Source organism: Ancylobacter pratisalsi (assembly GCF_010669125.1).
In the GTDB taxonomy this organism is placed as follows: Bacteria; Pseudomonadota; Alphaproteobacteria; order Rhizobiales; family Xanthobacteraceae; genus Ancylobacter; species Ancylobacter pratisalsi.
Map to the genome: position 1 here is coordinate 2,719,649 of NZ_CP048630.1, position 18,533 is coordinate 2,738,181.

An 18,533-nucleotide genomic window follows, 5' to 3' on the forward strand; every position below is an offset into this window, starting at 1 on the left:
GGCTGCCGCACCCGGCGGCCCGGCTCAATCGCTCCACCAGCCCTTATAGGACAGGGGAGCGGGTGCGGTCAGCGGTGAATTGCGGACCAGGCCGGGATTATAGGCCGGATCGTTCTGCAGGAACTCGTTCCAGCGTTCCAGAAACAGCGAGAGATCCGCGCCGGGCAGATTGTTCGCCCCGCGCGAGGCGCTCTCATAGTGGGTCAACTCGGCATGGGGCGTGTAGACCAGCCGCAGACCCAGCAGCCGCATGCGCAGGCACAGATCGATGTCGTTCCAGTCCAGCGCGAACTGCTCGTCAAAGCCATTCAGCTGGTCCAGCAGGCTGCGCCGCGTCGCGAAGGCCGCTCCGGTCACCATCGAGCACTCGCGATGCACGTCGGCCCAGTTGCCATAGGTCGGCGCCGTCGCCGGCATGCCGATGAAGACATGTGTGCAGGTGCCCATGACGCCGCCCGCCATGCCGGCATGCTGGATGCGGTCGTCGGGGTAGAGCAGGCGCGCGCCGACGCCGCCGATGTCCTCATCGCAGGCGAAGGTCATCATCGCCTCGATCCAGTCCGGATGGCGCACGACGATGTCGTCGTTCATCAGGAGGAGGTATTCGCTCTCGGCCAGCGGCCAGAGCTGGTTCATCTTGCGCGCGTAGTTGAACGCCTCGCCCGGTTCGCGGCGTGTGACGACGCGTTTAAGGCGGAACGGCCAGTCGCGGTCGGCATAGGCGCTGCCGTCCTCGACATCGTCGCCAACCAGCACGGTGATCCGATCCATCGGCCAGGAGGAGCGGGTCAGGCTTTCGAGCATGTTGACGAGCATGGGCCGCCCCTGCATCGCCTCATCGCCAGTCTCGCACGGGGCCTGCCGGGTGGGGATCACCAGCGTCACCTCGGACTTTTCGGCAAGCTCGCGATGCAGGCGCAGCGTCGAGGGCAGCCGGCCGGGCAGGATACGGGCGTCTTCGAGGCGGTTCGCGGCCCACTTCTTCGCCGCCCGGCGCCGGTCGGCGAGGTCGTCCATCGCCAGCGGCCTGCGGCGGGACGAGATGACCTCGGTAATCCGCTCCACGATCCGGCCGGCGGCGCTGGCGCGCAGCAGCAGGTCGTAGGTCAGCGCATTGCCGACGTCGGCGTCGGGAGGGCCGAGCGCCTCGATGGCGCGTCCACGCACGAAGATCGGCCAGGCAATGTAATTCTGGGCGAGGAGCTGGGTAATGTCGAAGCCGGGCTTCAGGATCAGCCGGTCTTCGCCCCTGGCGGAGAGGTGCACCTCGTCGCCATAGAAGATGTCGACATCCGGCCGGGCTTCGGCGGCGACACGCAGCACCATGCCGATATCGGGATGCAGCCGGCAGCCGGTGTCCGCGAGGCAGTACCAGTTATTCGGCTTGGTCCGCTCGGGCCATTGCTGGCGCGGGGCGAGCTCGCCGTTCTCGGTGAGGACGATGGCGAATGGGTATTTCTTCATCGCGCGTCCCGACCTGCGAACCCGTCTTCGGAAAGGAGGCGGGAAACACTGTCCTCCATCTGCCGCGCCACCGCCTGCGGCGAGAGCGTGTTGCGCAGATGGGCCCTGGCGCGTTCGGCCAGCATTGCGCGTTCCTCGGGGGAGAGCGCGGCGGCGGCGACCAGGCACTCGGCGAAGTGGGTTTCGTCGACCTTGGCCCAGCTCGTGCCGGCACCATAGGCGCCGACATCCTCGCTCAGCGTCCAATCCTCGTAGCGCACCGGGAAGCCGGTGCTGGCATTGAGGAAATCGCGCGACCCGCCGTAGTCGGTGGCGACCACCGGCGTGCCGCGCGCCAAAGCCTCGGCAATGGTGAGGCCGAAGCCTTCCGAGCAGTGGCTTGAGGCGTAGATGTCGGCGGTATCCTGAAGCACGTTCAGTTCATGAGCAGGCATCGAGAGATCGAGCAGCACCACGCCATTGGTGGAGCGGCAAAGCTCAAGCAGGTCAGCCGCGTCCTTGTGGGCGGAATCGATATTCTTGGTCTTGAGCACCAGCTGCCACCCCCTGGCGCCGAGGCCGCTGCGGGCGAAGGCGCGCACCAGCGCGTGGGGGTTCTTGCGCACGAGGAAGCTCGACGCGTCGAAGATGTAAAGGATGACGCGCGTGTCCTCGCCAAGCCCGCAGCGGCGGCGCAGACGCGTGCGTTCGGCGAGCGGGGAAAGCAGCTCGCGCACCGGTACGACGTGAGGCACCACATGCACGGGACCCCGGGCGTGGGGCCGGAAGATGTCCGCGCAGAACTGCGTCGGCGCCCAGACGGCGTCGACCTTGGCGAGCCCCTGCTTGAGGTGATCGGGAAGCGTGGGCGATTCCCACACGAACAGGCCGACAGTTCTCAGCGCCCTGTGGATTTCCGCCCACGCCGCCTTGTCCAGCACGGCGGACCAGCCATCGGGATTGAGATGCACAACCGCGATGTCCGCCGACAACGGCACATCCGCGACGGTGAATGTGGGCGCGATGCGCTGATGGATGTGAAAGGGGCGACGGATCGGGAAGATCTTGTGCGGGAACCGCGCGTGCATGAAGGCGGTGAGATAGCCCCGCCCCGCGGCGCCCAGCCCGTTATTGTAGTTCCACGGGCTGATGAAGCTGACAACCGGTGGGGTGCGAGGACATGGCGGGCTGAGAGGGAAGTTGCGCTGATACGCCAGCTCGTCCAGCAGCATGTCGGCCAGCCGGGCATCGTACCCATGCTCGACCAGCGCCTCGCGCCATCCTGTCTTGTCCGCGAAGGGAATGTCGTCGCGGACGGTCATCACCTTGATGAAGGGGAAGCCATCGGCGAGGAGCTGGCGCCAGCGAAAGATGGTCGGGTTGTGGTCGTCATAGGTGTCGAACAACTGCCCGACAGGGATGCCGGCCGCCCGCATGGTCGGCGCGAACTTGACCTCATAGGTGTTGATCACGTCGTCCTTGTCGTCAAAGGCGACAATGGAGCGAACGAATTCGTGCAGGGCGTTGGCGCGCAGCGCGTCGGACTTGATGGCGAGGAAATAGCTCTGGATGTGCCAGCTACGCTCATAATTGTCGGTCAGGCCGACGATCTGGGCCGGGTGGGCGTCAATCTTCTCGATGACATCATGGAAGACCTTCTGGCTGGTGGGTCCCAGAAGGCTGTCATTGAGAAGATAGAGGGTCTGGCAATCGAAGAAGGCACGGTGGGCGCGCATGATGTGCGCCCAGGCCGCGAAATCGAGGCCGACATTCTCGCGAACGAAGAGACCGCTGGCGAGGTCGCGCAGCCAGGGTTCGTCACCGACGAAGGGCTGATCCGCCGCGACGAGCACATAGACGTCGATGCCTTCACGAACCAGCGCTTCCAGATAGTGCCGGACATGCGGCTTGATACCGCCTTTGGGCGAATGGGTGACGAAGAGCGCCGCGCGTGGGCCGGGCGGCACATATTTCAACGTGATCAGCTGCACGTCGGTGACCGGGCGACTGCGCTTCGGCTTGGTGGGCAGGCGGCCTTCGTGGCGACCGAATATCTGGTAGTGGATCAGGGGTGAAACGCCGGATTCGCGCACGTCGCGATTCGTAGCGAGGTACCAGTCGGCATCGAACCCGGACCGGTTCGGCGTTCCCGCCGCGTTCGTGCCCGCGGCAAGAGCCGTCTGAGGCATCCAATCCCGAAACGCGCGGCGCGGCCGGCCGGATTTGTGCTGAACCAGGAACTTCAGGCTTTCGCGCGGACGCCCGTTGCGGTGGAACAGGGCCTTGCGCACGAAACGACGCGGCCGGCCATCCTTGTGGAAAGCAAATCTCTTCGTCCAGCTGGGCAGCGTGATCTTCATGGCCGGCGACCCAGGACCGTCGTTGTCACGGCGGTCACAGTCACGGCGGTTGCTGGCACACGGCTCGTCCTGCGGCCGCGCGGATTCCGGACGTCGGGGGGAAGGATCGAGGCGTCGAAGACGGGCATAAAAATCAATTCTTGGTCTATCGCCCTAATGGGAGCCTGTTGAGCACGATTCTAAATTCACCAACAAAATAGATAGGTGATCGAACAATTGCTATCCTTACATGGCACGGGTGCTGGTCGCTGGAGGCATTAAACTGTGTGTTCCCGCCCCTTTAGCTGCCCTGATCCCTCGGCGAAAGCGCGGCAGGGGAGTGACCGCGTTGTGATGATCGCGATGTTGGAATTCGTCAGCGGATTGCGTTAAGGCTTGTCGCGAGTAACGAGGTGGGCGAGCGCTATTCCGAGGGGCCGGAAAATCGCTCGGCGTTTCCTGCTTCATGGTCGTGGGCGCGGCGGTCTGGCGGTACGGGGTGCTGCACGGGTGAGATTGTGCTCGACCGAATGTCCCTAGGGGAGGGGATATGGACGCCGCCAGTCTTGAGATGCCGACCACGAATACTGGCATCGAGCTCAATGCCGAATTGCGGGAAGCCGCGGCGGAGGAAGCCGCGAAACACGATGTAAGCGCGGCGCTGCATCGTTCCGATCATCTTCTCGGTTACATGCTTTCCGTCGATCCCAACCCCGCTCTCGTGGTGCGCGGTTACATCCTCTCCGGCAGCGCGAGCGCGCGTCAGGTCGTGTCGCTGGTCGAGGACCTCGGACTGGCCGATCGCAGCTTTCGGCTGATGGAATTCGCCGCCGGCTACGGACGGGTGACGCGACATCTCAAGTCAATGTTGCCGAGGGCTTTGTATTTCGCCGCCGACATCCATCCCGAGGCCTGTGCCTTCCTCAGTGACGAGATGGGGGTCGTTGCGCGGCTTTCCTCGGCCGATCCCGAGAGCTGCGACGTGGGAGATGGCTACGATCTGGTTTTTGCCACGTCCTTCTTCTCCCACATTCCCGATGTCAGCTTCGGGCGCTGGCTCCGCGTGCTCTATGACAGCCTGGCTCCGGGTGGCTACCTGATGTTCACCACCCATGGCGCGGCGGTGATCGACAGCGCGCCGGACTTCTGGAACGGGCTGCTCGTGGGCGGCGCGGGATATGGCTATCACCCCTTCTCCGACCAGGCCGATCTGCCGGTCGAGGAATACGGCACGGCGCTGACGCTGCCCAATTATGTGAGTGCGCAGATAAGCGCGCACCTGCCGGGCGCGCGGCTGATGAGCTTCACCAGCGGCGCCGGCACGCCATCGCTGGAAGATGAGTGGGTAGTGGCGAAGCCCGCCCAGGCCTCCCCAGGCTCCGCCGGCTGAGAACCAGCGCGAGCGGGCCCGCTCGCGCGCGAAATGTCCCGGGTGCTGCCGCGGGACGCGACGGCCGGCTTTCGGCGAAGAGTCGCGCGCGATGGTATTTTTTCCTTGTGGAAAATTTATATTGCGCCGCCGTGCCGGGTTAGGATGTATTCTTTGGCTTTATCTGTGGGCGCAAAGTCGTTCAGCGCGGTTGCTTGCCTGAATTATGCTGCGATTTTGTGCCAGTGAACACGGCAGGGGTGCATATTCAATTCGATCAGTATATCCCGGAGTCGTGCGTTGGGGACTCGCACGATCGGTCCGAGGGCGAGGTATTGGTGCGGTTATGTTCTGATTGGTGCGGGCCGGTTGGATTGCCTGTCGGACAGCGCTCCGTCAGCCCCATGGCCCATCATGTCGAATTCGGCCGCTGGCAGGCGCGACCGGGTACTGGTTCCGCCGTCGGCTCCTGTGATAGGTCGTCGGTTTGGAAGCCTTCGGGCAGGGCTCGCGCTGCAATGGCGTCATGTATGGACCGCTTGGGTGGTTGTTGATCATGGGCGGTAGACATCTTCTCCTCGGCGGCGGCGGGTTCATCGGCCGGCATGTCGCTTTGCTGCTGGCGAAGGCGGGGCACGATGTGGTCGTCGCCGACCGTTCGCCGCCGCCCTTCGATCTTTCCGATGAGCTGCGCGAGCGGATTTCCTGGCGGCTGTTCGAGCTGGACGGCGCGCCGTGGGACGAGCTGCTCGACGGCGTGAGCGTGGTTCACCACTATGCTTGGAACTCGATCCCGGCGACCGCGAACGAGTGCCCCACCACTGACCTGATCGCGAATGTGGGTCCGACCATCGGCCTGCTTGAGGCGATGCGCCGGCGCGGCCATGAGGGCGCCCCCCGGCTCGTCTTCACCTCCTCGGGCGGCACGGTCTATGGCCGACTCCAGCGGGTGCCGGTCCATGAGAACCATCCGCTGAACCCGCTAAATGCTTACGGAGCCGGCAAAGCGGCCGCCGAGCACTATATCGGGGCCTATCGAAATCAGTACGGGCTGGACTGCCGCGTCGCACGTCTCGCCAACCCGTTCGGCGCCGGGCAGAACCTGTCGCGGGGGCAGGGGGCGGTGACGGTGTTTCTTCATCGCGCACTGTCGCAGCAGCCGATCGTGATCTGGGGCGATGGAGAGATCGTGCGCGACTATATCCATGTCGCCGACGCGGCGAAGGCCCTGGTGACGCTGGCGAGCGCTGACGATGTCGGCGAGCAGCACGTCTTCAATGTCGGCAACGGCGTGGGCGTCAGCCTGAACGCCATCGTCTCCGAACTGGAGACCTCACTCGGCCGACGGCTGGAGGTGCGCCGCGAGGCGGCCCGGCCTTACGATGTCCCGGTGAGCGTGCTTGACATCTCAATGATGCATGATTTGTTGAAGTGGAAGCCCCGGCTTAATTTTTCCGACGGTGTGCGCCGTACACTCTCGGATCTTGAACTGGGCCACGCCGTTTCTACCTTGGACTGACACTATTCATGATGCGCCGCTGGGCAGGGTGAGGACATCTTGGAGGAGATTTTCGATAGGGTTGCTGCGGGAGCCGGGGTGGATAGTACAGGCGAGGGGACCAATTCTGCCGATGTGCGGCAGACCGTGCTTGAGCGACTTCATCTTTACGCGCTCGCCCGTGAGTTCTGTCGTGGCTATGATGTTCTCGATGTCGACTGTGGCGAGGGCGATGGCAGTGCGCTGCTGGCGCAGGTGGCGCGTTCCGTCGTCGGCGTCGATCCCTCGCCCGAAGCGATCGCCAAGGCGCGGGTACGGGCTTCGGGTAGCGGGCTGCGTTTCGAGGCGGGTGATGCCCTCCAGATGGACCTGCCCGCCGGCAGCTTCGATCGCGTGGTCTGCCTCAGCGCGCCGTCCGGGCGCGAGGCGCTGGGCCCGCTCATCGCCATGGCGGCCAAGCGGCTCCGTCCGGGCGGGCAGCTGATCCTTTCCGTTCCCGAACGCGGTTCTGCCTCAGGGGATGCGGCGGCCGACCTCGATGACCTGTTGAAAACGGAGTTCGCGCATCGGCACGTGATGTCGCCGCGGGCGATCCACGGGTCGATCCTGGTGCCGGATGGTGGCAGCCTGCCCTCGGGCGTCGTGCGCTTCCTGACGCGTGACGGGCTACCCGATGCGGACGTGCCGCGCGCGGCTGCCTCCATCCTTGTTGCCTCGTCCGTGCCGATTACAACGACGCCGGGTGTGTTGTTCTTCGAGAGCGACGGCAGCGACGACACCCCCGCATCGCCGGGCGAGCGGCTGCAGGCCGCGCTCGACACCGTGGATCGACTGCGCGCCGGCGTGGAGCGTCATCGCCGCGAGGCGGAACGTGAACGCCAGCTCGCCGATCATGAGGCGCGACGGCTGGAGCAGGCGCGCGACGAGGTCGCGCGGGCGCGGCGCGACGCCGACATGCTGCGCGCCGTTGTCGGCCAGCATTTGATCGCCATCGGCGCGCAGGCCGTGCGCGCGCCCGACGGTGACAGCCAGGGTAAGACGGGCGGCCTTGAGGACTGGCGCTATCTTTACGATCTATCCCAGGAGCGCGTCGCGCGACTGGAGGAAGAACTGTCTGTCGCCAGGCAAAGCCTCAAGCTGCTCAATGTAGCCGGGGAAGGCGGCCAGGGTTCCTCCGAGATCGACACGATCGGGGTTCGTCGGCTCAAACGGCAGGCCGAGGAATGGCAGGAGCGCTATGAACGGCTGCACGGGCGGATCGACAGCATGGTTCGCAAGTTCACGCCGCGTATCTGGCGCAAGGCCGTTCGCAAGCACCTGTTCGGCCCTGCGGAGGAAGGTTGATGCTGGATAGGCAGGCTCCCGGTGAGTCGGCCGCAGTCTCTGCTGGCCTTCTGCTCGCGTCCCCCGCCTTTTCGGCTGAACGCTACCGGATTGCGGCGGGGCTTGGTCCCGATGAGGACGCGGCGCTGCACTACGTCACCACCGGCTGGAAAGAGGGGCGCGAGCCGCTGAGGGGCGTCGAGACCGCTTATCTCGCGCCCTATCTGGAGTCGATCGGCATCACGGTGCCGCCGGCGATCGCCTGGCTTCAGTTCGAGCTGATGGGCATTGCGATGCCCCCCACGCGCAAGGCCTCCGTTGCGCTGGCGAGGGATATCGCCCGGACCGTCGGGTTCGACGAGGCCTATTACCGCAAATGGGCGCCCCATGTCGCGGACCCCGCTCTCCACTATGTGCTGGTCGGCGAGAAGGTGGGTCTCAGGCCTAATCCGGAATTCGATCCGGCCTATTACGCGGAGACCTACCACGACCTGACGGCCGCCCGGCGCAAGTCGCGGCTGGTTCTTCATTTCGACGGCCATGGCCGTGCTGAAGGGCGGCGTCCGCGTTCCTTTGCCGACGAACTGCAACTGAAGTCCTTGCCCGGGGGCGGGCCCCCGCCGGCCCTGGTGATCTGCCACGAAGCCTCGCGAACCGGCGCGCCTATCCTCGGCTGGAACATCCTCCGCGTGCTGAAGCATAAACGCAACGTCGTCTCGGTGCTGCTGCACGGCGGGGCGCTTGAGGAAGAGTTCGCGGCCGTGGCCGGGGTGGGCGTGCCGGCTTTGGTCGGCATCCCTCGTGCGCCGGTCGAGATGCGGCGGATCGCGAAGCGGCTGATGCTTGAATACAAGCCGCTCTATGTGATCGCCAACAGCATCGAAGCGGAGCCGCTGGCGACGGAGTTCGCCAAGCTCGGCGTTCCCGTGATCGCGCTGATCCATGAATTCTCGACCTATACGCGGCCGCTGACGAAGCTGCAGGCGATGTGCGCCTGGGCGAGCGAGGTGGTGTTTCCCGCCCGCATCGTGGCGCAGTCCTCGTATAAGGCGGTCGTGGGGTTCGACCAGCGCCCCGGGGTGCATATTCTCCCGCAGGGCCGTTCCGACCTGCCGCCGCCGCCCGAGCCCGCCCACGGCATGCCGATGCCGGAGAAGAAGCCCCCTGTCCGTCTCCGCCCGCCCGGGCAGGAGGACGCGATCGTCGTTCTTGGCGCCGGCTGGGTGCAGCTTCGCAAGGGCGTCGAGGTGTTCGTGGAGACGGCGGCGGTCGCGCGCCGCCTGCGTCCCGACCTCAAGCTGCGCTTTGTCTGGGTTGGTGACGGGTTCGATCCGGAACGCGACCTCAATTATTCGATCTACCTCGACGAGCAGATCCAGCGTTCGAATCTCGGCGACAGTTTCGCGATGGTCCCGGCGGTTACCGATATCGAGGACATCTATCGCCAGACCGATATCTTCCTGCTGAGTTCGCGGCTCGACCCGCAGCCCAACGTGGCCATCGACGCGATATCGCTGGGCATTCCCGTGGTGTGCTTCGAGGGTGCGGCGGGCACGGCTGAAGTGCTGGCCGACAATCCCGGCACGCGTGATCTGGTGGTTCCTCATCTCGACGCGACGGCGGCGGCGCAGCTTATCTGCCGTCTGGCCGATGATGCGGGAGAACGCGCACGGCTGCGCGAGGAGCTGATCCGGCTGGCCGGTACGACGTTCGATATGGAGACCTATGTCTCCCGTCTCGACGAGATGGGGCAACGCGCGGCAAAGCGCCTGACGATCCCCGACGAGATCCATGCCGAGGCCATGGCCGCGATCGACCCGTTCATGCTGTTCGATCCCAATGAGAGCTGGCCCCCGCCGCAGGAGTGGCCGCGTATCGCCGTCATCAAATGGCGGCTGCTGCGCAGGGCGGTTCCCGGCTTCCACCCCTTGGTCTACGCGCTCGCTCATCCCGCGGCATGCCTGGAGGACGAGCAGGACCCGCTGATGCACTGGCTGGGAGCGGGGCGTCCGCAGGGGCCGTGGTCGCGCACCGTGTATTCGCCGCGCACGGCCCGGGAATCGAGCCTGCGCGTGGCGCTGCACGGCCACTTTCACTATCCCGAGCTGATCGACGATTTCGTCGACCGACTGCGCACCAATGCCACCAGCCCCGACGTCTTCCTGACGACGGACAGCGAGGTGAAGGCCGAGATCCTGTCCCGTGGCCTGACACGCTACGGCGGGACCGCCGAGGTGCGGGTGGTGCCGAATGTGGGGCGCGATGTCGGCCCGTTCCTGACTGGCCTCGCGGATGTGATCGCCGGTGGGGCGTATGACGTGATCGGCCATGTCCACGCCAAACGCAGCCTCTCGGTCGATGCCGAGCTGGGCGAGCGCTGGCGGAACTTCCTCTGGACCAACCTGGTCGGGGGGCGCCGGGCCATGGTCGACACCGCCGCCGCCGCCTTCGAGGAAGATCCGGAACTGGGCCTGTTGATGGCCGAGGATCCGCATGTGGTTGGCTGGAGTGCGAACCGCGAGATCGGCGAGGATCTGGCGCGGCGGATGGGTATCGTGGAGCCGCTTCCCGACGCCTTCGACTTCCCGCTCGGCACCATGTTCTGGGCACGCCCCCAGGCGCTGCGCCCTCTGCTGGATCTGGGCCTCGACTGGGCCGACTACCCGACCGAGCCCTTGCCCGGCGATGGCACGTTGCTGCACGCCATCGAGCGGCTGATGCCGTTCGTGGCCCGCAAGGCGGGCCTGAACATGGCCGGGCTCCGCGTGCCGGGAACGGGGTGGTAAATTCGGCTCGGTTCCTTGGTCGGCGCAGTTTCGCTTTGTGTCGCCTTGGACTATATGTTTCCGGAAATAGAACCGCGAGCCTTTCCGAAGAAGGCAGGCCCGGTCGCCCGCGAAGACGCCAAACTGTTTGCATACATGCGCTCCCCGTCATGACCAGGCAGAAAACCGCGTCGTCCGTAGGTCGGTTCGATAGGGGGGGCCGCGTCGCCTATGGCGCGCATCATGCCGAGGACCGCATCATGAAGATGCTGAACCAGAGTTCACAGATGCCTGGTCGCGGCGCTGTATGTCCGGACGTTTCCTTGCGTTTCCCCTTCGTGCGCCCGCGTCTGCCGGCGCTTGACGAGGTCGAGCGGGAATTCGCCCGTTCACGCCAGAGCAATTTCTACTCAAACTTCGGCCCCGCCTCGCTGCACTTCGAGCGGCTTCTGGAGGTTGCCTTTTTCCCCGGTCTGTCTGCGGTGGCCTGCGCCAACTGCACGGTCGGGCTGTCCGCCGCCCTGATCGCGCTGCGTGTCGAGGGGCCGGTTCTGTATCCGGCCTTCACCTTTCCCGCCACGGCATCGGCCATTCGCGGCGCCGGACTGAAAGCGGTGATCGGCGATGTGGACCCGGTCACGGGCGTTCTCGACCCCCAGATGGCGGACGACCTCATCGTCCGCCATGGTGTTGGCGCGGTGATCGCGGTTCGCCCCTATGGCATCTGGAGCGACCTCAACGCGCTGGGCGAGGTGTGCCGCCGGCATGGCGTGCCGCTGATCATCGACAATGCCGCCGGCATCGGCGTCGACCGCTCCGTGGTGGAACGCTTCTCGGTCAGCGGCGCCTTGGAACTGTTCTCCCTGCACGCCACGAAGCCATTCGGGGTTGGCGAGGGCGGCGTCGCGCTGGTGCCGCCCGCCCACCAGCACAATGTGCGCTCGGCGCTGAATTTCGGCCTCTGGTCGCTCGGGGATCTCCAGCCGGGCGACGGCCTGAACGGAAAGATGGACGAGCTGACCGCGTCCATGGCGATCGCCGTGTTCCATCGCCTCGCGCCGCGCCTGCGCGATCGCCGGGAGATGGCGGCGCGCTACAATGTTCTGGCCCATGCGGCCGGGCTTGAGACCTTCGTCGCGCTGGGTGACGAGGAGCTGTCGCCCTGGCAGTGCTTCGCGCTGCGGCTGCCCGAGGGCCGCGATGTCGAGCACGTGGTGCGGCTGTGCCGTGAATCGGGCCTGCTGGTCCGCCGCTACTATTATCCGACGGTGGCTCTCGGACTGGGTGGTGAGAGCGTTCCGAACGCGCGCGCGCTGTCCGCGCGGGCCCTGTGCCTGCCGGTCTATGACGGCGAGGATGCAGCGGGTGTCGACGATATCTGGCGCATCTTCACGGCGGCACTGGCGGCGGCTTCCTGAGCCCGCCGCGCTTTTCCTGAGTCACAAGGTCATCGCCCGACGTTGTCGCCCCATGTGGCGGCGTCAGTCGAGGAACACCTCGTTGGGGCCCAGCACGAAGGGTGGGCGCCTGGGCAGCGCGTAATAGCGGGTCAGCGCCCTGTCGATGAAATGCAGTTTGGGACGCAGATGGGCGATGCGCCTCATCGCGTTCCAGTCACCGGGCTCGTCCACGCGATAGGCGTAGACGTTGCTGCCCAGTCGCGCGAAATAGCGGTGGTACATGCACATGCCCAGATTGATCTGGGCGAGCTTGAAGGTGCCGTTGCCGAACGGCACCCATTCTCCCTCCGGCGTCTCCTGCAAGGCCTTGTGCCAGAGGAAGTCGGCCTCGTGCGTGCGCGCCGCTTCCACCAGAACGGCGAAGCGCTCGGAGTCGGAACTGTCGTCGTCATCGAGGTGGGAGATGAAGGCACCGCGCGCCTTTTCCCGCGCGACGTTGGCCGGCACGGTGCCCGCCACGCGCCAGCGATCAATGCCCGGCGCGGGATAGACCGAGGGGCGGGGCAGGTTGTGGAATTCGATGCGCGGGTCGCCGAGTTCGCGGATGCGCGCCTCGGTATCGTCCGTGCAATGGTCCCCGACGACGATGATCTGGAGATTGCGGTAGCTCTGGGCGATGAGCGAGCTGAGGCAGCGCTCGATCAGCAGGTCGGCACGGTTGTGGGTCGACACGCAGACCGAGACCAGCGGCTCGGGATCGAGGAAGGCGCTGCGGTACTCGGGGGTGCGCCGCGCGGCCTGGAAGGCCTCCCGCTCGATGCCGAGCCCTTCCATCTCGCCCAGCACATAGTCGATGCGCTTGGCGTCATGGTCCATGTCGCGACGGAAATCGACGTAGAGCTGCGAGACATGATTGGTGATTTCGCCGGAGAACTTCTCATACGCCCCCTCCAGCGCGATCACCCGCCGGAATATGGCGTCCGCGACACGCTCCAGATGCTCGGTGCGCTCAAGAAGACCGGGAAACTTGTTGCGATGGTCGGCGACTTCCTGCGCCAGCCCGCGCACCGCCTGCCGAAGCGCTCCGCCGGTCTCGGAGGCGATATCGCCCACCGTCGCGCGCGCGTAGCCGGAGATATGGCGGTTCAGTCGACGTCTCATGAAAGGGTTCCCTAGTGATCCGTTCCATAGCAGATATGGATGGCGAGGCGAAGGTGGCCGCATCCGCGTGCCGCGCCTGCCCGAACGGAGAACGATCGTGCCTGTGCCCGACATTGCCGTCTATGGCGCATCCGGCCATGCCTATGCGGTGACCTGCGTCCTCGAAGAGGGGCTGCGCGGACAGCCGCAGGCACGCGTCGCCGCTTATATCGACGATTTCGAGGGCGGCAAGGGCGGAACCTTCAAGGGCATGCCGCTGCTGAATTTCGAGCAATGGCACCAAGTTGCGCCGCGCCTGCCGATCTTCATCTCCATCGGCAAGACGGCGGCGCGGCGCAAGCTGGCGGAGAAGGTGCTGGCGGCGGGGGGGTGGCTGGCCGACCTGCACGTGGCGCCGGCTCACCGGTTTCGCGACGTGGCGATCGGGGTCGGCACCTCGGTCTGCCCGCCTTGCTATATCGGGCCGGAGACCCGCATCGGCGACAATATCCACATCATGCCAATGTGCTCTATCGGCCATGAGGTGGAGGTCGGCGACCACTGCACCATCTGCCCGTCCTGTACGATTTCGGGCCATGTCGTGATCGAGCCCGGCGTCTTCCTCGGCGCGGGCGCGACCATCGTCAACGGGCGTGTCGACCGGCCGCTGGTCATCGGGGCCGGGGCGACGGTGGCGGCGGGGGCGATGGTGAGCAAGAGCGTCGCGCCGGGCGAGACGGTGATGGGCAACCCGGCACGGCCGCTGCGCGAGATGGCCCGCGCGCGGCGGGCCTGATCGATCAATTGCGAGAATGTCGCCATGATCTCTTTTCATGGATGACGCCGGGCGCCGGGTTGTATGGTCCAGTCCGTGCCCGCGTCCCTGAACTCCGAGACCGCCATGCCTTCTGAAGCCGCACCCTTTCTCAATCCGCCCTCACTGCTCGACCATGTGCGCCCGCAGGCGCTCGCGCTGCCCGAGAGCGGCATCGTCGAGGTGATGAACTATGGCCGGCAGCGCGAGGGGATGATTCCGCTGTGGGCCGGGGAGGGCGATCTGCCGACACCCGCCTTCATCAGCGAGGCGGCGACGCGTTCCCTCGCCGCCGGCGAGACCTTCTACACCTGGCAGCGCGGCATTCCCGAGCTTCGGGCCGCCATTGCCCGCTACATGGCCGGTCTCTACGGCATCGCGGACGATCCCGAACGCTATTTCGTCACGGGCTCGGGCATGCAGGCGATCCAGATCGCGCTGGCGCTGACGCTGGCGGCGGGCGACGAGATTCTCATTCCCTCTCCCGCCTGGCCGAACGCGGCCGCCGCCGCCGAGGTGATCGGCGCGCACCCGGTGTATGTGCCGTTCTCGTTCGACGAAACGCGGGGGTTCTGGCTAGACCTCGACCAGCTGGAGAGCGCGGTCACGCCGCGCACCCGCGTGATCTTCATCAATTCCCCCGCCAATCCCACCGGCTTCGTCGCCTCGCACGACACCTTGCGCGGGGTGCTCGACATCGCGCGCCGCCACGGGCTGTGGATCGTCGCCGACGAGATCTATGGCCGGTTCTACTATGAAGGCGGCGAGGGCGGGCTGGCGCCCTCCTTCCACGACGTGATGGAGCCCGAGGACCGGCTTCTGTTCGTGCAGACCTTTTCCAAGAACTGGGCGATGACCGGCTGGCGGCTTGGCTGGATCGAGGCCCATCCCGTGCTGGGCGACGTGCTGGAGAACCTCATCCAGTATTCGACCTCGGGTGTCGCGGCCTTCATGCAGCGTGCCGGCATCGCCGCGCTCGACCGGGGCGAGAGCTTCGTCGCGCACCAGATCGAACGGGCGCGGCGCGGGCGCGACATTCTCGCCGAGGGCCTCGCCACCTCGAACCGCGTGCGCTTCGCCCGCCCGCCGGGCGCCTTCTACATGTTCTTCGGTGTCGAGGGCGAACACGACATGCGTGCACTGGCGATGAAGCTGGTGGATGAAGCGCGTATCGGCCTCGCACCGGGCACGGCCTTCGGTCCGGGCGGAGAAAGCTATATCCGCCTGTGCTTCGCCCGTGGCGAGGCGCAGATGGCGGAGGCGACGGACCGGCTCGTGCGCTGGCTGAAGGCGTGATCATCCCCCGATACCTGCATGGCGAGACTTGCGGGCGGGAGATGGCCGGCGCAAATTGCGCCCATGCGTGATTGGAGTAACCAGCAGGACGCGGCGGAGCCGCCGACCGTTTCGGAGGCGCGGCTGCTGTCCGTGCTCGACACGGCCGCTGATGGCATCATCGTCATCGACGAGCGGGCGCGTATCCTCATCTTCAACAAGGCCTGCGAGCAGATGTTCGGCATCGTCTCGGCCGAGGCGGTGGGACAGAACGTCAAGCTGGTCATGCCGATGGAATATGCCGTCGATCACGACCAGTATGTCGCCAGCTACATCAACACCGGGGTGAGGAAGATCATCGGCATCGGCCGCGAGGTGCGCGGGCGCCATGCCGACGGCACGGTGTTTCCGCTCGAACTGTCGGTGGGCGAGGCGAGTACGCCGGACGGGCGCCAGTTCATCGGGATCCTGCGCGACCTGCGCCCGCGCAAGGAAAGCGAGCAGCGCCTCGCGGAACTGCAGAGCGAGCTGGTGCACCTGGCGCGCGTCTCCGCGATCGACGAGATGGGCGCGGCGATCGCCCATGAGCTGAACCAGCCGCTAACGGCGCTGATGCTCTATCTCCAGGCGATCCGCCGCGCCCATTCCCGCGGCCAGGACATCAATGCCGTGGTCGGCGACATTCTGGACAAGGCGTCGGGCGAGGCCGAGCGTGCGGGCCATATCATCCAGCGCATGCGCCAGTTCGTGGAGAAGCGCGCGCCGGAGCGGCACGAGCGCGACCTTGACCCGCTGATCGACGACGCGATCGACCTCACCCTGCTTGGCCAGCGCCACCGTATCCGCATCGATCGCGAGCAGGGGACGGCGATGCCACAGGTTTCCGTCGATCCAGTGCAGATCCAGCAGATCGTGGTCAATCTGGTGCGCAACGCCATCGAGGCGGCATCGGCGGCCGATGATCCCGCCATCCGCATCTCGACCCGGCAGCGCGGCGACGACGTGATCCTTGATGTTCAGGACAACGGCCCCGGCATCGCGGCGGACGCTCTGCCGAAGCTGTTCGAGGCGTTCGCGAGTTCAAAACGTCGCGGCATGGGCCTTGGACTTGCGATTTCCCGGACGATCGCCCAGAACCACGGGGGCGATCTGCTGGTCGATCCCGGCGGAAACGGCAAGGGGGCGTGCTTTTCACTGGTCCTGCCGGCCTTGTCGTCGATGTCGGCTGATTTGAATAAGGGGGCGGCCGATGGCGCAGATGGGTGAAGTCTTCATCGTCGATGATGATTCGGCGGTTCGCGATGCGCTGTCGCTGGTGCTGAGCCTCGAAGGCTACCATGTGCGCGGGTTCTCCGACGGGGCGGCCTTCCTTTCCGTCGCCCGCAGCCATGTGCCCGCCTGCATCGTGCTCGACGTCCACATGCCGGGCCGCTCCGGCCTCGACATATTGAAAGAGCTGGAGGCGGACCGTTATCCGGCGCCGATCTTCATCATTTCCGGCCAGGGCGACATTCCCATGGCGGTGGATGCGATCCGGCACGGCGCGCTCGACTTCATCGAGAAGCCGTTCGACGCCGACACCGTGGTCGAGCGCGTGCGCGACGCCATCGAGGCGCATAATCGGCGCGCGGGGACCGAACCTTCCGACCTGCTGACCGCGCACTTTCCCGGCCATGACCTGCTGACCCCGCGCGAGCGCGAGGTTTTGGTGCAGATCGCCTCGGGTGCCTCCAACAAGGAAGCCGGGCGAGTGCTGGGCATCAGCCCGCGCACCATCGAGGTGCATCGCGCGCGAATCATGGAAAAGCTCGGCGCCAAGAACGCGGCGGATCTCGTGCGCATCGTGCTCAAGGACATGCGCACCTGAGATTTCCGTGCCGGCGAAGGACCGGCTCCCGGCCGTTCCTTCCGCGCGCTCCGCGGCGCCGGCATCCGAATACCGCATCCCTACGCATCCCTACGAATTGCTAGGTGCGCGCCGCCTGGCCCACTTTCGGGGCCAATAAGCGGGAGAGCGCCTGTGCGGGTTCATGTAGTGGAGGACGACGCCGGGGTGAGCGATTCACTCGGTGTGATTCTCGGTAATCTCGGGCATGAGGTGATTCTTTATCCCGATGCCGAGAGCCTGCTGCGGAACTCGCCTCCGAAAGCGACGGACACGGTGATCGTCGATCTCAGCCTGCCCGGCATTTCCGGCGGCCAGCTTGTGCGCTGGCTGCAGAACCTTGCCGCGCCGCCGCTGCTGGTGGTGATCTCGGGTCAGTCGCAGGGCGCCATCGACCATCAACTGCGCGGCTCCGGCCCGGTCCGCGTGCTGCGCAAGCCGCTCAACGCGGAAGCGCTGATGCTGATTCTGGCGGCGGAATAGTGCCGCTTCCGCAGATTCCCTTACGCAGCCACCCGAACTGTGCCGGCGAAGCAGCCCCGGTAAGTTTGCGAAAGATCAACGCGGAGGGGACTATGCGCCAGATCATCGAGGAGCGGACCGGCAGCTATTCGCGGCGTCCGCAGCCCGTCGAGACCCAGGGTTCGAGCCTGCGTGTTGCCGCGCATACCACCGTCCTGCACGAGGGCGACCCCGCCCGGCGCATCATGGAAGTGGTCGACGGCGCGGTGATGCTGACGAAGCTGTTGCCCGACGGCCGGCGCCAGGTTGTGGAACTGCTGGGGCCTGGGGATGTGTTTGGTCTCGCGCATGCGGATGCCTATGCCTGCTCCGCCGAAACGCTGACCCCGGCGACGATCGCCACCCATGAGCGCAGTGCGCTGGAGCGCGACGCCGTGCTGGCCGCCCGGCTGCTGCGGCGCTTCGAGGCCCAGCTCTGCGTTATGCATTCCCATGCCCTGGTGCTGGGGCGGATGTCGGCGCTGGAGCGTGTGGCCTTCTTCCTGCTGCGCCTGATGCCGGAGAGCATGGTCGGCAGCACCCTGCATCTGTCGATGACCCGGCAGGAGATCGCCGATTTCCTTGGCCTGACGCTTGAGACCGTGAGCCGGGCCTTTTCCGAACTGAAGCGCCGTGGGTTTGTCGCGCTGCTGCGCGCGGACGAGGTGCGCATTCAGGATCGCGGCAGCATGCGCCGTCTGGCGGGCGCCGCCTGAGCGTCGATCCACGATCTCCGCCTCTGCCCTGATGCCCCGCCTGCGCGGGGCATTTTCTTTTGCAG

The 18,533-nt window shown here is 66.0% G+C and carries 14 protein-coding genes; 11 read left to right on the forward strand and 3 right to left on the reverse strand.

The window, feature by feature from the left end:
• Window positions 1-24: 24 nt before the first annotated feature.
• Window positions 25-1,464 carry a glycosyltransferase family 2 protein gene (locus G3A50_RS12735; RefSeq protein WP_163075624.1) on the reverse strand — a complete coding sequence of 480 codons (1,440 nt, stop codon included), beginning with the start codon at window positions 1,462-1,464 and terminating at the stop codon, window positions 25-27.
• A complete protein-coding gene (locus tag G3A50_RS12740) occupies window positions 1,461-3,803 on the reverse strand; it encodes a rhamnan synthesis F family protein (protein WP_163075625.1) in 2,343 nt (780 codons plus the stop codon). The genes G3A50_RS12735 and G3A50_RS12740 overlap by 4 nt, the downstream gene beginning before the upstream one ends.
• Before the next feature lie 529 nt (window positions 3,804-4,332).
• Here G3A50_RS12740 and G3A50_RS12745 point away from each other — a divergent pair.
• From G3A50_RS12745 to G3A50_RS12765, 5 genes are all read left to right on the forward strand, one after another.
• Window positions 4,333-5,172 carry a class I SAM-dependent methyltransferase gene (locus tag G3A50_RS12745; RefSeq protein WP_163075626.1) on the forward strand — a complete coding sequence of 280 codons (840 nt, stop codon included), beginning with the start codon at window positions 4,333-4,335 and terminating at the stop codon, window positions 5,170-5,172.
• Between the two features lie 466 nt (window positions 5,173-5,638).
• Window positions 5,639-6,670 (forward strand): NAD-dependent epimerase/dehydratase family protein, encoded by a 1,032-nt coding sequence (locus G3A50_RS12750; RefSeq protein WP_163075627.1) that lies wholly within the window; start codon window positions 5,639-5,641, stop codon window positions 6,668-6,670.
• 78 nt (window positions 6,671-6,748) lie between these two features.
• Complete coding sequence (locus G3A50_RS12755) at window positions 6,749-7,993, forward strand: class I SAM-dependent methyltransferase (protein WP_163075628.1); 1,245 nt, start codon at window positions 6,749-6,751, stop codon at window positions 7,991-7,993.
• Window positions 7,993-10,758: a rhamnan synthesis F family protein gene (locus G3A50_RS12760; RefSeq protein WP_163075629.1), complete on the forward strand. Its 2,766-nt coding sequence runs from the start codon at window positions 7,993-7,995 to the stop codon at window positions 10,756-10,758. The genes G3A50_RS12755 and G3A50_RS12760 overlap by 1 nt, the downstream gene beginning before the upstream one ends.
• Before the next feature lie 149 nt (window positions 10,759-10,907).
• Window positions 10,908-12,155: a DegT/DnrJ/EryC1/StrS family aminotransferase gene (locus G3A50_RS12765; protein ID WP_163075630.1), complete on the forward strand. Its 1,248-nt coding sequence runs from the start codon at window positions 10,908-10,910 to the stop codon at window positions 12,153-12,155.
• 63 nt (window positions 12,156-12,218) lie between these two features.
• Here the strand turns inward: G3A50_RS12765 and G3A50_RS12770 are convergent, their stop codons facing one another.
• Window positions 12,219-13,298 carry a glycosyltransferase family 2 protein gene (locus G3A50_RS12770; protein WP_163075631.1) on the reverse strand — a complete coding sequence of 360 codons (1,080 nt, stop codon included), beginning with the start codon at window positions 13,296-13,298 and terminating at the stop codon, window positions 12,219-12,221.
• 97 nt (window positions 13,299-13,395) lie between these two features.
• Here G3A50_RS12770 and G3A50_RS12775 point away from each other — a divergent pair, with 97 nt between their 5' ends.
• From G3A50_RS12775 to G3A50_RS12800, 6 genes are all read left to right on the forward strand, one after another.
• The gene (locus G3A50_RS12775) at window positions 13,396-14,073 is read left to right on the forward strand and encodes a PglD-related sugar-binding protein (RefSeq protein WP_163075632.1); all 678 of its coding nucleotides are present in this window, start codon (window positions 13,396-13,398) and stop codon (window positions 14,071-14,073) included.
• A gap of 105 nt (window positions 14,074-14,178) precedes the next feature.
• Window positions 14,179-15,387, forward strand: coding sequence for a pyridoxal phosphate-dependent aminotransferase (locus tag G3A50_RS12780; RefSeq protein ID WP_163075633.1), 1,209 nt, complete (start codon window positions 14,179-14,181; stop codon window positions 15,385-15,387).
• Between the two features lie 63 nt (window positions 15,388-15,450).
• Window positions 15,451-16,632 (forward strand): sensor histidine kinase, encoded by a 1,182-nt coding sequence (locus G3A50_RS12785; RefSeq protein WP_163075634.1) that lies wholly within the window; start codon window positions 15,451-15,453, stop codon window positions 16,630-16,632.
• Window positions 16,616-17,233, forward strand: a complete 618-nt coding sequence (locus tag G3A50_RS12790) for a response regulator transcription factor (RefSeq protein ID WP_163075635.1) — start codon at window positions 16,616-16,618, stop codon at window positions 17,231-17,233. The genes G3A50_RS12785 and G3A50_RS12790 overlap by 17 nt, the downstream gene beginning before the upstream one ends.
• Before the next feature lie 168 nt (window positions 17,234-17,401).
• A complete protein-coding gene (locus tag G3A50_RS12795; RefSeq protein WP_281355856.1) occupies window positions 17,402-17,734 on the forward strand; it encodes a response regulator in 333 nt (110 codons plus the stop codon).
• Window positions 17,735-17,826: 92 nt separating this feature from the next.
• The gene (locus tag G3A50_RS12800; protein WP_163075637.1) at window positions 17,827-18,468 is read left to right on the forward strand and encodes a helix-turn-helix domain-containing protein; all 642 of its coding nucleotides are present in this window, start codon (window positions 17,827-17,829) and stop codon (window positions 18,466-18,468) included.
• The last annotated feature ends 65 nt before the right edge of the window (window positions 18,469-18,533 follow it).